The sequence below is a fragment of the Mucilaginibacter pankratovii genome, from assembly GCF_014773265.1.
Taxonomy (GTDB): Bacteria; Bacteroidota; Bacteroidia; order Sphingobacteriales; family Sphingobacteriaceae; genus Mucilaginibacter; species Mucilaginibacter pankratovii.
Window position 1 is genome coordinate 232,050 of the sequence record NZ_JACWMY010000001.1, and the last position, 14,590, is coordinate 246,639.

10 protein-coding genes are annotated in these 14,590 nt (G+C 46.6%); all 10 read right to left on the reverse strand.

Going from position 1 to position 14,590, the window contains the following annotated elements:
• Nucleotides 1-753 carry a hypothetical protein gene (locus IDJ77_RS00920; RefSeq protein WP_191187043.1) on the reverse strand — a complete coding sequence of 251 codons (753 nt, stop codon included), beginning with the start codon at nt 751-753 and terminating at the stop codon, nt 1-3.
• 220 nt (nt 754-973) lie between these two features.
• A complete protein-coding gene (locus IDJ77_RS00925; RefSeq protein WP_191187044.1) occupies nt 974-2,275 on the reverse strand; it encodes a sensor histidine kinase in 1,302 nt (433 codons plus the stop codon).
• Nucleotides 2,259-3,632, reverse strand: a complete 1,374-nt coding sequence (locus IDJ77_RS00930) for a sigma-54-dependent transcriptional regulator (RefSeq protein ID WP_191187045.1) — start codon at nt 3,630-3,632, stop codon at nt 2,259-2,261. The genes IDJ77_RS00925 and IDJ77_RS00930 overlap by 17 nt, the downstream gene beginning before the upstream one ends.
• Nucleotides 3,633-3,649: 17 nt before the next feature.
• Nucleotides 3,650-4,831 carry an ABC transporter permease gene (locus tag IDJ77_RS00935; RefSeq protein ID WP_191187046.1) on the reverse strand — a complete coding sequence of 394 codons (1,182 nt, stop codon included), beginning with the start codon at nt 4,829-4,831 and terminating at the stop codon, nt 3,650-3,652.
• Nucleotides 4,832-4,858: 27 nt separating this feature from the next.
• Nucleotides 4,859-6,091: an ABC transporter permease gene (locus tag IDJ77_RS00940; protein ID WP_191187047.1), complete on the reverse strand. Its 1,233-nt coding sequence runs from the start codon at nt 6,089-6,091 to the stop codon at nt 4,859-4,861.
• A gap of 25 nt (nt 6,092-6,116) precedes the next feature.
• Nucleotides 6,117-6,782, reverse strand: a complete 666-nt coding sequence (locus tag IDJ77_RS00945) for an ABC transporter ATP-binding protein (protein ID WP_191187048.1) — start codon at nt 6,780-6,782, stop codon at nt 6,117-6,119.
• A gap of 86 nt (nt 6,783-6,868) precedes the next feature.
• Nucleotides 6,869-8,326, reverse strand: coding sequence for a TolC family protein (locus IDJ77_RS00950; RefSeq protein WP_191187049.1), 1,458 nt, complete (start codon nt 8,324-8,326; stop codon nt 6,869-6,871).
• Between the two features lie 4 nt (nt 8,327-8,330).
• Nucleotides 8,331-9,578: an efflux RND transporter periplasmic adaptor subunit gene (locus IDJ77_RS00955; protein WP_191187050.1), complete on the reverse strand. Its 1,248-nt coding sequence runs from the start codon at nt 9,576-9,578 to the stop codon at nt 8,331-8,333.
• Between the two features lie 361 nt (nt 9,579-9,939).
• Nucleotides 9,940-11,967, reverse strand: coding sequence for an alpha-amylase family protein (locus tag IDJ77_RS00960; RefSeq protein ID WP_224750917.1), 2,028 nt, complete (start codon nt 11,965-11,967; stop codon nt 9,940-9,942).
• A gap of 172 nt (nt 11,968-12,139) precedes the next feature.
• Entirely contained in the window at nt 12,140-14,467 is a 2,328-nt protein-coding gene (locus IDJ77_RS00965) for a glycoside hydrolase family 95 protein (protein WP_191187051.1), read from the reverse strand.
• Between the last annotated feature and the right edge of the window lie 123 nt (nt 14,468-14,590).

The following is a 14,590-nucleotide window of genomic DNA, read 5'->3' on the forward strand; positions in this document are numbered from 1 at the left end:
TTAATTTGTTATTTGGTCGTAATAGGCTATTACCTTAACCATCGCCTGTTCTTTCTCGTCGCGGAAACTCACATTATTATCCTTAATGAATTTTTTTAACTCTGGCTTTTTATCTTTTAAAACTTCGAGCAGTGATTTTTGGCTACTGAAAATTTTATAAGAGCCGTCGCTCATTTTGAGATACATTTTCCGGGCTTCGTCTGTAAAATAGTTATCCAGCGCGGCCGATGTATTGGTCTGGATGTTTTTTTCCCTGTGTACGATAAACTTCGTTTTCCCATCGTATAGCTGGTCATAAAAGCCTGCGATAAGGTTTGGACCGTTTACCTGGTTAACGGCATCCATCCTAAAAAAATGATGCCCAAATATGTCGAACCGCTGCACCCTGTCGCTCAACAGTTCAATAGCTGCAATTTTACTGGGCAGCTGCATCACTACCACCCCCTTATAAAGATCATACATCATCTGCAGGTTTTTATAAACAAAGCCATCGTACTCCACGGTACCGATGGTAAAATCAAGCGGCTCCGTAAAATACGCGCTTCCCGCTATTGTTTTATAGTAGAAATTATGCTCCGGTCCGTTAAACAACCTGGATTGCTCGCCAATATTTTGGTAATATCCGGCAACTACGTTGTCTATCTGGGTTTGTCTTGTGCTGGTATCACTATTGGCATTTTGCCCGAAACTGTTTATGTTAACCACAAGGAGGGCAAAGCAACCAAGTGCATTTTTGTATAAGGTTCTGGTCATTGAATTTGGGTAAATATTGGAATTATGAATTTACATAGTTTTAGTTAAAAATCAATGCGTTACCCGAAAAATCAACTAATAATTTAATTGTAACGAATTTATTACGGGAGCGGTGTTCAGAATGCTACAGGTATGGGGGTTAAAACACTATCGTGCAATTCAGGTAACCGCTTGAAAAACGGCAAGTTAGCTTGCTGCAGGAAGTGTATCTATAACACTATCAATTAAAATTGATGATAAATACTGTGCGGTTCTGAGCTATGGTTTTTAACGAAAACTCATAGCCGTGATTCAGCATGATCTCGCGAACCAGGGTGAGCCCTATGCCCTGCCCATCTTTTTTGGTGCTAAAGAAGGGCGAAAAAAGCTGTGCGCTTTCTTCATCTGTTATACCTTTGCCATTATCTGTGATAGTAAGCAGGCGTTTTTTTACTTCGATATCAAAGTTTACCACACCCTCCGTTTCAATAGCCTCGATGGCATTTTTTACGATGTTGATAAGGGCCTGCTCCAATTGCTGCACATCCGCGGCAATAATACAGGGTTTTGGGCCGGGGTTGAATAAAAGCTGCACGTTTTTACCCTGCGCTTTTATCTGCATCAACTCAATAACGGCCTTTAGCAGCAGGTTAAGGTCGGTTTGTTTTTTGTTGGCGGGCGGCAGCTTCACCAGGTCGGCAAAGTTGCGCATAAAGTGGTTGAGGTTTTGGTTACGATCGAAAGCTACCTGCAGGGCATTGTTCAATTGCCCGTCTGTTTGGGTTTGCCAAAGGCTATCGGTACGCAAAGCCGACTGCAAAATAGAGTTTACCGGGCCAATAGTATTGTTCACCTCGTGCGCCATCATGCGAATCACTTTGCCGTAGGCATTCTTTTCGGCAGCCAGTATTTCGGCGGTAAGCTCTTCTATCATTAAAAACCCGCGCTGAAAGCCCCTGTCGATGAAATGCGAACGCTGCAGTTTGTAGGTGTTAATGCCATCGGGCTTTACGGTGATGGTTTCGCCTGCCTTTAAACCTGCTGCCTGTGTTAAAAGCGGGTTCTCTATCCTGCTTATCTCCTGCCCTACCAGGCTTTTTTCGGTAAGCCCCAATATTTCTGCAGCCTTAGGGTTTAGTTGCTGTATGCGGTTATCGTGGTCTAATATAATGATGCCGGTTGGCGAGGTATGGATCAGCTTCTCCAGGAAAAAGTGCTGCTCTTCCTGCCGGGTACGTTCATCTCTTAATGCGTCTATCATGTGGTTATAAACGTTTATCAGTTCATCAACTTCGTGCTTGCCCGTGGGCAGAAATTTCACGTTAAAATCCTGGTCTTTAATTGCTTCTATCCCTTGCAGCAGCATTTTTATAGGACGTATCAATTGCTGATAAAGCTGTATAGCTATTATCACCGAGATGATAATAAACACCTCCGAAATAATAAACCAAACCCTGTCTTTATCAAAAATATAAAAGCTGAGCCCCAGCGCAAGCAGGTGCAGTATTACTACAAATATGATGTACTTAGTCCTCAGCTTCATCGTAAGGAATCTCAAATTTATCCAGCCGCCGGTACAGTGCGCTGCGGGTTAAGCCCAATGCCGTGGCCGCTTTGCTCACCCTGTTTTTATGGAAGGCCATAGCACGCTTTATCATTTCAATTTCCATCTCCTCCAATGTTACCGTTCCCACACCCGGCCATTTGGTGTTGCCATTTTTTTGCGGCGAGAGCTCCAATTGCGTTTTAAAATCATCTATCTCCAGCACGTTCTTATTGCTTACGAGGATAGAGCGCTCCACCAAATTCTTTAACTGGCGGATATTGCCCGGCAGCGGCAACTGCTGCAGCCATTTCATGGCGCTTTTACTTACGGAAAGGTGCGGCCGGTTGTAGATCTGCTTGAGGTTATTGATAAAAAACTCCACCAGCAGCGGGATGTCCTTTGGCCGCTCGCGCAGGGCGGGCAGGGTTACGGTGATGAGGTTAATGCGGTAAAGCAGATCTTCCCTAAAGGTGCCGCTGTTGGCCATTGCCGTGAGGTTTTTGTTGGTGGCGCATACCACGCGCACATCAACGGTTTTAGTGCGGCTGCTGCCTAATACCTCGTAGGTGCGGTCCTGCAATACCCTTAATAATTTTACCTGGCTGCCGGCATCCAGATCGCCTATCTCATCTAAAAAAATGGTGCCTTTATTGGCCATTTCAAAGCGGCCCGCCCTGTCGAACCTTGCATCGGTAAAGGCCCCGCGGATATGCCCGAACATCTCGCTCTCAAATAAAGAGGTAGAGATACCACCCAGGTTCACCTTGATGAAGGGTTTATTACGGCGCAGGCTGTTCTGATGCACAGCTTCGGCTATCAGTTCCTTACCCGTACCGCTTTCGCCCATAATGAGGATGGAGGCATCGGTGCCTGCCACTCTCCCTATGGTTTCCAGTATCTGCAGCATCTGCGGGTCCTCGCCAATAATGTGCTTAAAATTATACTCTTTATCCAGCTGCTTGCGCGTGCGATTTACGGCCACCTCTTCGCGCAGATCAAGCAGGGTTTTTACTGATTGCAATAAATGCCCGTTATCCCAGGGTTTGTTGATGAAATCGTTAGCGCCCATTTTCATGCCCTGTACAGCCAGCGCAATGCTGCCCCACCCGGTGATCAGTATCACTGGAATAGCAGCGTTCAGCTTCTTAATATCGCCCAGCAACGCCATCCCTTCCTCGCCCGTAGTGCTGATGGAAAAGTTCAGGTCGAGGATGATCAGCTCCGGGCCATCTTCCTTTATGATATGCAGCGCGTCTTCGGGCGTTTCGGCTCCGGTTACCGCATAGCCTTCGCTTTTTAGTAAAAGCTGCAGCGACGTGCGTACCGCAATATCATCATCAATAACCAGTATCATATGCCAAAGCTAAATTTTTATTCCTCATGTAAAGCAACTGCCGGATAAATTGCGGCAGCCTGTTTACCCTGGTAAAGCGAACATACCAGCACCAGCAGGTAAATAAATATCATAGCAAACAGCATGGCAAACAGGTAAACACTTGCAGGCAAATCAAATACGTTTAATAGCGGGAACTGCACCGCGAAGAAAGCCCCAATAATGATGGATAAGGTTGCCAGGATCAACGCCTCGTAAACCAGTTGTGCCGATACCGCAGCGCCCGGGGCTCCTACGGCCCTTCGCAGGCCAATTTCGCCACGCCTTTTGTTAATGTTGTACCAAAGCACACCAAAGATGCCCAGCGCCACGTTGATGATAAGGAAGGCCGCCACAATAGACAGGATGATCAGCGGCACCAGCGTAAATTTGTTATAAGCGGTAAGTTTGTTATCCAGGTGCTCTATTTCGATATTGGATTTCTTCAGGCTCCCTGCCATCAATTTATAAAGCTTGCCTTCAAAGGCAGCATCGGCCTCTGGGCTAACTTTTACCAATATTTTACCCATCCATTTGTAGGCGGATGTATCGTGCCGGTTATAAAGTGCGGGTGCTGCAACCTGGTAGTCGCCATCATTTTTAATGTCGGCTATTACACCTATAATTTTTTGCCGGGTTTTGGGGTTATCACCAAGCATTTTTCCTACTGCGTCGGCTTTGCCAAAAAGCTTTTCTTTTAACGTGTTGTTTATAACAATAACAGTTGATTTAGTTATCGCATCGGTTTTATTATACCAACGACCCGACAGCATTTTTGTTCCCGTCGTGCTTACATAGTTTTCATCTGTAAAAAAATCGTTAATTCCGGTGACTTGTACACCTTTTTGAGTGAGGCCGGTAGTGCTGTGGTTGTTAGAGAATGGTACATTTCCACTATGGTAGCTTGCATCAACCACCAAGGGCATTGATTTGATGTTGCGCAGCAGGGTTTGATAAACCAGCGTTACCGAATCGGGGTTGGTGGTTTCCAACGTATGGTTATAACTGATGGCCCATACCTTGTCGTAATTAAAGCCCATTGGCTTGGCGTAGTTGCTATAGGAGTTAAGCGCGAAGCTGAACACCGCAAAAATAACCATGAACGAAAGCAGGATCTCCACTATCAGCAGGGAGTTTTGCTTCTTTTTATTCCAGATCATTTTAAATAAATGCTTGAACATAATATTTTGATTTTAAGGTTGATAATTTTATTGCGCTTTTAAAGCCGTAACGATATTGAGTTTAGACATGCGCCAGGCCGGGTAAACACCCGAAAGCAGGCCAAAGAAGATACAGGTGAGTATGGCGTACCCCAGCACCGTAAAGTTTAAACTCAGATTTAAGTTAGCTATAAATTGAGCATCGTTAATGAAGTACATTACCACTACCGACAATACCACCCCGATGATGCCGCCCAAAAACGTGAGGATCAAATTCTCTACAATAAACTGGTACACCAGTGTTTTTGATGATGCCCCGAAGGCTTTACGCACCCCAATTTCTGATGAGCGCTCCATAATACGGGTGATGTTTACGTTCACCAGGTTTAGCGTTGGCAGCAGCATTACGAATAAGGCAAACAGGGTTATGGCCGTGAAAGCGTAAACCATGCCCGAGCTTTTTTCATTTCCGGTACGAACGTAGCCTTCTATGTATGAATCTGCATGGCTGTAGATATGGTCCCACTCTTTACCAGGTATGGGCAGTTTGGCAACAATTCCCGCATATTCTTTTTTCATTTTCTCTACGTCGCCGGTGTTTTTTGCGAGCACAATGGCACCATAGCCGCCCATATAACCCTTATCCGCATCCAGCTTTGTTTTTGATGTAGTGATAGGCAGGTAGATATCCGAATACAGCAGGTACGAGGTAATGGGCAGGCTTTTCACCACTCCGCATACCCGGTATTTAATATTATCGGCCTCAATGTATTTACCAACCGCGGGGCTGTTGTCGTCGCCAAAGTACTCCTTTTTCATATCTTCAGATATCACGGTAACGCGTTCGGCATTATCTGTTTGCTGCTTACTGATAGGTTTACCCTCCACAAATTCAAAATCGAGCACATCCCAGAAATCGGTGTTGGTGTACTTGTAATTGATCACTATCTTACGGTTGTTCACGTAAGTATTGGTAGAGCCGAACCCAGATGAAATGGCGATTTTAACGGGCGTTTTCATTTTATTTACGTAGCGGCTGATGTATGAATAACTTAACCCGCTCGAGTTCATCGATTCTTTTCCGCGTAGCTCTATACGGCTGATGTAGAGTGAGCGGTCGCGTTTTTTATCGGGGTAATTATCGTTCACCACCTTATCTATAAAGGCCGTCATCACCAGCAGTATGGTGAGTGTAAAGCTGATGCCAAACAAGCTGATAAAAGTGAAGAACTTGCGGCGTTTGAGCACCGCTATGGCTATTTTAAAATAATTTTTTAGCATGATGTTAATGTTTTAGGCTGATGAATTATTGAACCTGCGAACCATCGAACAGCCTTACCAAACGATGGGTTTTGTTGGCCATGTTCTCGTCGTGCGTAACCATTACAATGGTGGTGCCCTCGTCGCGGTTTAGCTGCAGGAGTATGTCCATGATCTCGTTGCCCATGGCGCTGTCGAGGTTACCGGTAGGCTCATCGGCAAGGATGATCTCCGGCCTGCCCACAATGGCCCTCGCGATGGCCACACGCTGGCGCTGCCCGCCCGAGAGCTGCGTTGGAAAGTGTTTGATGCGGTTGCTCAGTCCAACTTTCTCCAGTGCCTCGGTAGCCAGTTGTTTGCGTTGTTTGGCGGTAGTATCACGGTAAAGCAATGGCAGCTCTACATTATCCAGCACCTGCAGGTCGTTTATCAGATGGTAGCTCTGGAAGATAAAGCCCAGCTTTTTGTTACGGAAGGCAGCCAGCTGTTTATCATTAAAGTTACCAGTGCTTTGCTCATCAATTTTGATGCTGCCTTTGGAGGGTGCATCCAGCAGGCCCATGATGTTCAGCAGCGTACTTTTGCCGCAGCCCGATGGACCCATTATGGATAAGAACTCGCCTTTTTCTATATCGAGGCTGATGCTGTTTAATGCTAAAGTTTGGATGGTGTCGGTACGGTATACCTTTTCTATGTTTTGTAATTGTATCATGGTTATTGTTTGTGAATGGTGAATAGTGAGTTGTGAATGGTTTTTAGCTTTTTTTGATTGTATTATTAATTTCTTGATTCTGTCTTTTACTTATAGTTAATTTTCTCTTTCCTTTCAAAGTCATATAACGATAAATACCTTAACTGGTAGTACGCTCCCCAAAAATCGCGCAGGGCGGCTACGTAATCGCGTTTGGCCTGGTCGTTTTCCTGGAAGGCGATGCTGAGGTCGGTAATACTCAGGTCGCCTAATACATACCTGTCGCGGGCTATTTTGTACTTTTCGGAGGCGATACTATCTGCCTGGGCGGTAAATACCAACTGGTCTTTCATCATGTTAAAAAGCGTTACCTGGGTTACTATCTGCTGTTTAAAGGTTTGTTTATCCTGCTCTACGGCGTACTCGGTAAACTGCTCGTTGGCCTGCGCCGTTTTTACGCGCGATTTGGAGCGCCCCCAATCCAGCACCGGGATGCTGAACTGTAGCTGCAACAACTGCTGGTTTTGCGGATTACGGTACACATCCGGAATGTTGCGGGCCGTGTTGGAGAAACCAATGTTAGCCGTTAAGGTAGCCACCAGTCCGCTCTGCCCCTTTGCTTTGGCCACATCGCGTTTAGCCTCCGCAATTTTGCGGACAAAAGCTATCGCATCGCTGCGGTTGGCAAAAGCTTCCGCCAAAACCTTATCGGCAGATACCTCCATATTAATGGTGGCGCCGGGCAATTCCAATGCTATCTTGTCCTCTCCTTCCGCGCCGGTATAAGTGCGGAGGTTCAGTGTTGCTATTTCCATATCGCGCTTGGCGGTACCTACGGCCTTTTGGGCATTCAAACGCTCTAATTGCAGTTGCAGGATTTCGTTTTTAGAGATCTTACCCAAATCGAACTTTACTTTAGCAATGGTCAGGATCTTTTCGGTATTGGTAAAGTTGGTTTGGGCTATCTGGTAATTAACCTGCGCCAGCAGCAGATCGAAAAAGTAACCGGTAACTGTATAGGCTATCTGCTCCTGCGATTCAATGTACGCCTGCTTGCTTTCGTTAAACTTCAGCGGCTCTATCTTTTTATCCCACCTTAAAGCGTTGAACTGGAATAATGGCTGACTGTACCCAATAGCGTAAGGTACGCCGTTAAACAATTCATTCTTCCTGTCAAAATCGTAAAAGCGCTGCATGGATGTGGTACCGTAAACCGTACCACCTGTTGCCGTGATGCTCTGGCTGAAATCAAGCTGCAGGGACGAATTATCGTTATGCACCGGCTGGAAAATAATAGTACCATCGGGCTGCAATACCTGCTGGGTTGTTTTACTATAGCCCGGCAAAATCCCGCTTAAAGAGAGCTGTGGCTGATAGTTTGATTTAAAGGTACGCCACTTCCAATAGTTGGTTTCGCGCACGGTGGTAGCTTGTTTGGCTGCTATGGAGTTTGCTTTGGCCATCTCCACTACCTGCTGCAGGCTCAGCCTAACGGTATCCCCGCCGGTGCCAGCCGCAGCTTTGGCCGCAATAAATGTAAATATGATGATGTATAAGTACTTCATGGCCTTAATCTTTTAGGGTGAGCTCCTTAGCGTTTTTAAACTCGCTCATGTCTGATGTGATCACTACATCGCCGGGTTTTACGCCATCCTTTATCTCCACAAAATCAAAATTGGTGAGCCCGATGTGTACGCTGCGGCGCTCGGCTTTACCGCCGTTCAGTACAAAGATGTCCTGGTCGGCAGGGCCTTTAAACGCAGCACCATTGGCTACGCGCATGGTCTTGCTGCGTACATCTGTTATCAGGTAAACATCCACCTTCTGGTTGGGGCGGAGTTGTTTGTTATTGCGCTCATCCAGCTGCACGTCAAAGGTTACAATACTGTTTTGGATAGATGGGTACACGTTTACCACGTGGCCCTTCATCTGCACCTCGTTAATGCGCACAATAACCGGCATGCCGTTGCGCAGCTGATCCATATAGCTATCGGAGATGCTGCCATTTACTTTAAAGCTGCTGAGATCGGCAATGCGGGCAAGGGCATCCCCCTCGTGCACGGTTGCGCCAATGTTTTTGTTTACATATGTAACCACACCGCTGCGGGTAGCGATGATATTGGCCAGCTGCAACTTGCGTTGCAGACCGCTCAGATCGTTCTGCTGAATGGCTAAAGCGATCTCGGCTTCTTTAATCTCTATCTGCATGGTTTGCTGCTTGCTTTTGATCTCGTTCTCCAGCTGTTTCTTTTCCAGCTGGGCAACCTTAAGGTTCAGTTCGGCTTGTTCGATGCCTTCGCGGGTACCGCCGCCGGCTTTAAACAAGCGTTTGGCGTTTTCCACCGCATCGGCCAGGTTGCTGATGCGCAGTTGTTTGATATCGTTGTTCGACTGGATATCGAAGAAGCTCTTGTTAAGGTCGAGTTTAAGTTTGGCTATCTCGTTGCGTTTGCTCTGCATCTGGAAGTTGATCTTCTCAAACTCCGTTTGCGATGCCGATTTATCAAGCGTGAGGATAGACTGCCCGGCCTGTACCTTGTTACCGGCGTCCATCACCACGTTTTTGATAGAGGCATTGATGGGGCTGGTTAAGATCTCTTCAAACTCGGGCAGCACTTCGCCGGTGGCGTTCAGCGTATTTTCCACGCTGCCCATTTCGACAACGGCGGTGGTGATCTCTGATCTTTTAATGCTCGATTTTAGGGTGGCCCGCATCAGCCAGATCGAGCCGGCCAATACCAATACCGCGATAATCCCTATCATGATGCCCTTCTTTTTTTTGCGGGCGGTTACTTCCCGTTCTATTAGTTGATCCATTTTGTGACAATGTTATATGCACAAGGGTTTGCAATGGATGTACCAAACTTAAATAACTGGTAATTAATTATTTATGAAAAATAGAGAACTAAAACTTGTTCGATATCGGACAAGGCATTTCGATAATGGGAGAATTTGGGAGTATTTTTTTTAACCACAGAGAACACAGAGAAAAACACGGAGGTTCACAGAGCCTTGCAAGCAGGTATTTTGCTGTAGAGACGCAATATTTTGCGTCTCCAGTTTGCATAGCGATTTGCATGGACGAATTACATTGCCGGTTTGCATGGACGAAATGCACCGTTGACATGCATGCGGGAGACGCAAAATATTGCGTCTATACTTTTTAAATGCGGGTCACTTATTTCAACGTAAACTTATACAATACAGCATCCTCCGCGTTAAGTTTTAAATCGATACTGTTATTCAGCGCAATAGCGTTATCCTGCAAGATCTCTTTTACGGCGGTAATTTTGGTGGCTACCAATCCCAAACGTTGGTAGTTTAGTGCATAGGCCTTTTCGTTTTTTGAATAGTTGAACACGGCTAAATAGAAGGTTTTGCCCACCTGTTTGGTGAACAGTTCTGATGCGCTGGTGCCTGTATTCCCCTCTACGGGGCGGAAGGCTTTGCCATTTTTAACCAGTTCCAGCAGGTCTTTATCCTGGTAATATTTTTTAATGCGTTCGGTCCATTGCCCGGTTTTGGAGAAGTCGTCGCCGCTGATCCAGGTGCCGGTTACCAGGGCAGATAACAGGCGTGCGCGGTTCGCGCCGATTTTTTCATCGTTAAACACAACATGGTCGGCATCTATGTAGTTGTACAAATAAGTTTGCCACCAGCCGTAGCTTACACTATTAAGAGTATATTGGGTGTTCTCAATACTTTTAAAAGCATCGCAGGCAATACGGCGCATGTGCACATATCTACCGCTTGCCATGCTGGGCGATATGGCGGCGTAGATCAGCATTTGGCTGCCTAATTGTTCGGTTAAATACTCCATGCCGGCTTTATAGGCCTGCATGCCGGTGGTTATTTTCGGCTCATAAAAGTGGTTTGCTTCAATAGCTCCGTGGCCTAAAAAGTCGATCTTGATCATTTTAAAACCGCAGGCTTTTAGTTTGCCTATGACGTAAGCAATGCGGCCTTTTGTGCCCGGGTGTGTCGGGTCGAGTGCGCGTGCGCCATCAAGGTCGTGGTAGCCCTTGCCGGTTTGGGTCCACATATCGCCGAACTTGTAGTTGCCGCCGTCAGCTACCCTGTCTGGCCCGCCGCCATGGCCCCAATCGGTAAAGGGCGCCCAATATACACCGGGTTCCAGGCCCTTACTTCTGCAGTAATCGGCAAGCTCTTTTAATTTACTGTAATCGCCATGCGAAATCATCATATCCCAGTACGAATCCAGGTCGATATAGGCGGTATTCCCGGTACGGAAAGCGGGAATGCTATCCGCAAAAAAGTTGGTCACTTTAACGGTTTTATCAAAGTCGATATGTTCCTGTATCACACCCCAGCTGTTCCATCCTACCGGGGTTGGTTTTGTCCAGTTAAAAACAAAGGGCGGCTCGGCAATGCGGTTGGCCTTACTGTATTCTTCCATACCGCTGCGCCAGTCGTTAAAACTACCCACAAATATTTTTGGCGACCTTACCGTATTACCACTAATAAAGCCATGCGGAATTTTATCGCGTGTAATGGCTTCTTCTGTATAGCCGCCCCAAATTTTGATTTGCCCTTTAGTAGCGTTTGCTTGCGTCTCCACGCCCGTTTTCCAAACCTCGTGCTCTACCGAGCCGGCTATGATGCCCATCCTGCTGTCGTTAGCATATACTGTACCTACCTCCGCGCTCATCACCGGGGCGGTTGTAAAGAGTTTTGAATTATAGCTGATGAAGGTATCGTTGTCAAAAGGCACAAAGAGGCTGCGCACATCACCACCTGTAAGTGGCTTAAAATGACCAATAAGCGGCATCATATAATTGGTTGTTAGTGCTGCACCCTGGAAACATATCTCCGTAAGGAAATAATTGCGCCCGGTGTAGGTGTAAAACACCTGCTTCATCATGGGTTTGCCCGGTGCGGTTAATACAATGGTATGTCTGGTGCCTTTACCAAAACCATCTGTTATGGCAATTTTGTTATACTGCCTTATCTCATAACTTTTTGTGCTGAGGGTATCGGCATTCACCATGGCTACGGCGTAAATATCCATAAACGCTTCATGGCCATACTGGATCACGTTGAACGTGCCGGTTTTTAAATTGTAGCGGATGTTACCCGCATCGCCAAAGGCGATATTAATCACCACGGGCGGCTTTGCCCCTGCGTTAAATATAAAAACAAAGGCAAAGAGGATGCTTGCTATATAGCAGATATAAATTTTAAGCATGATGTGTTTTTAGGTTTTATCCTTGGCCTCACCTAAATCCTCTCCAAAGGAGAGTACCTATAAGGCCAAAATTGTATTTATACAAGTCTAAGTCCTTCTCCTTTTGGAGAAGGGTTGGGATGAGGCTTTTGTGCACATATCCCAGGCTTATGACGTTTACGAAAATAAGGGCTTAGCTTTTCACCGTATTAAGCGTTTTTAGCAAACCATTCATCTTTACCTTCACTTTCCCGGGGTGGGAAGAGATTATCTTACAGCTAATCACCTTCCCGTTTAACCAACTAAAGTCTACTATATAATTCCCCCGGGCTTTCACACCCTTAACCTGGCCCGATGCTTTCCAGCCATCGGGGATTGCCGGCAGCAGTTCAATAAAACCGGCGTGGCTTTGTATCAGCATCTCTGCTATGCCGGCGGCTGTGCCAAAGTTGCCGTCTATCTGGAACGGCGGCCCTGCTGATAACAAGTTGGGATAGATCCCCCCGCCCGCGCCGTAATTGATATCGGTACGCGTGGTGGGTTTCATAATCTCGGTAAACAATTTATAAGCGCGGTTACCATCCTTCAGGCGCGCCCAAAACAGCAATTTGTAGGCTATCGACCAGCTTGGCCCGTCATCTCCCCTAACTTCTAAGGATTTTTTGCAGGCCTCGGCCAATGCTGGTGTAGCTTCGGGCGTTATCAGCGATGCAGGATACAGCCCATACAAATGCGAGATATGCCTATGCTGCGGGTCGGTTTCTCTGTAATCTTCCAGCCATTCCATCAGTCGGCCATCGTTGGCTATTTGCCCGGCAGGGGGCAGTTGCTTTAGTTTTTCGGCCAAAGTTTTGGCGAAGGCATCATCTTTTCCTAATAGTTTGGATGCCGTTATCACATTACCGAACAGCTCACGGATGATCTGGTTATCGATGGTTGGCGCTACGCAAATGCTGGCAGTTTTGCCGTTGGGCAGATAAAAAGTATTCTCGGGCGATGAGGACGGCGAGGTAACCAGCCAGCCGGTTTTCTCATCCTTATTCAGCATGCTGCTATAAAATTGTGCCGAGCCTTTTAGTATAGGGTAAATATCGTTGAGGTATTTTTTATCCTGCGAAAAAGCGTAATGATCCCAAAGGTTATTACACAGCCAACCCGAGCCAGCCTTGGTTACGCCCCATGACGCGCTTTCGCCCGGCTCGGTAAAGCCCCAAACGTTGGTGATGACATGCGCCACCCAGCCATCGGCATTATAGTAGGCTTTGGCGGTGCGCTCTCCGGGTTTTACCATGCCTTTTACCAACTCGGCAAGGGGCAGGCTAAGTTCGGACAGATTAGATACCTCCACAGGCCATTGGTTCATCTGGATATTAACATCCAGGTGGTAATCGCCGTTCCACGGGGTTTGAATTTGGTTTGCCCAAAGGCCCTGCAGATTTGGCGGCAACAGGCCTACTCTTGTGCTGCAGATGCTTAAATATCTGCCGAATTGATAAAACAATACCGGCAACAGTTTATCAGCATTGGGGTTTTGGTGAAAGGTAAGCAGCCTTTTATCGGTGGTTTCTTCCGACGCAGTACTTGTACCCAGATCTACCGAAACCCGTTTAAACAGTTTTTGGTATTTAGCAATATGGGTGGCTTTTTCTGCTGTATAGGTGTTTTTTAAAGCAGCACTTAGCTTGGCATCTACATTCTTTTTATAGTCGGCCCCCTTAAAATTGGTACCGGCCGAGATGTAAATAGTTACTTCGGTAGCGTTTTTAATGATCAGCTTATTGCCATCATGCGTTTGGCTACCGCCTTTTAGTTGCGCTTTTACTTTGGCAAGGTATTGCATCCCGCCGGTATTGGTGCCGCTTGCTAATTGTCCGGTCATTTCCAGGCAACCGTTCTTTTCATCCGTTGCGCCGTGTTCGGGCCGGGATAAGGCAATGCTAAAGTTCAGTTGCCCTGGTTTATCGGCAGATAGCTTAATAATGCTTACATCACTGCCGAAACTGGTAAAATATTCGCGTTTATAGGTGACTCCGCCTCGCTGAAATGAGGCCGATGCTACCGCGTTATCCAGGGATAGTTCGCGCTTGTAATCGCTTATGTTATTGTTGGTATGGGCATAATTAAATTTGATCAGCAGATCGCCCAACATTTGGTAACAACCAAACGGCACGCCGCCCGAGCCAACACCCTTGCAGATAAAGTTTTTATCAACCAATGCCTGTGCTTCGTCGTTTTTACCTTCGGCTAATAGTCTGCGGATCTCGGGGAGGCTTTTGTAAGCTTCGTAATTATTGGCGTCCTGCGGGGCACCGCTCCACAGGGTGATATCATTGAGGGTGACGTTCTCTTCGTCGACACCGCTGGTGGGCATCATCCCTAAACGACCGTTGCCCAGGGCCAGTGTTTCTTCCCAGCGGGCGGCGGGTTTATCGTACCAAAGCCTTAGCGGCTTGTTTTGCGCGTATGTATTAAATGCTATAAAAACAGAAACGAGTGTAAACAGGCAGCAGTATCTTTTCATTCTTTTTGGCTTATCGCCCTAAGCGGGCGGTTAAAACAGGCGGCTTTAGTCGGGCTGTTTTAACATTTGTTTAATTCTATTGGCTGCATTAAAAATAAAAGCTTAGCCCCGGCTATAAAATGG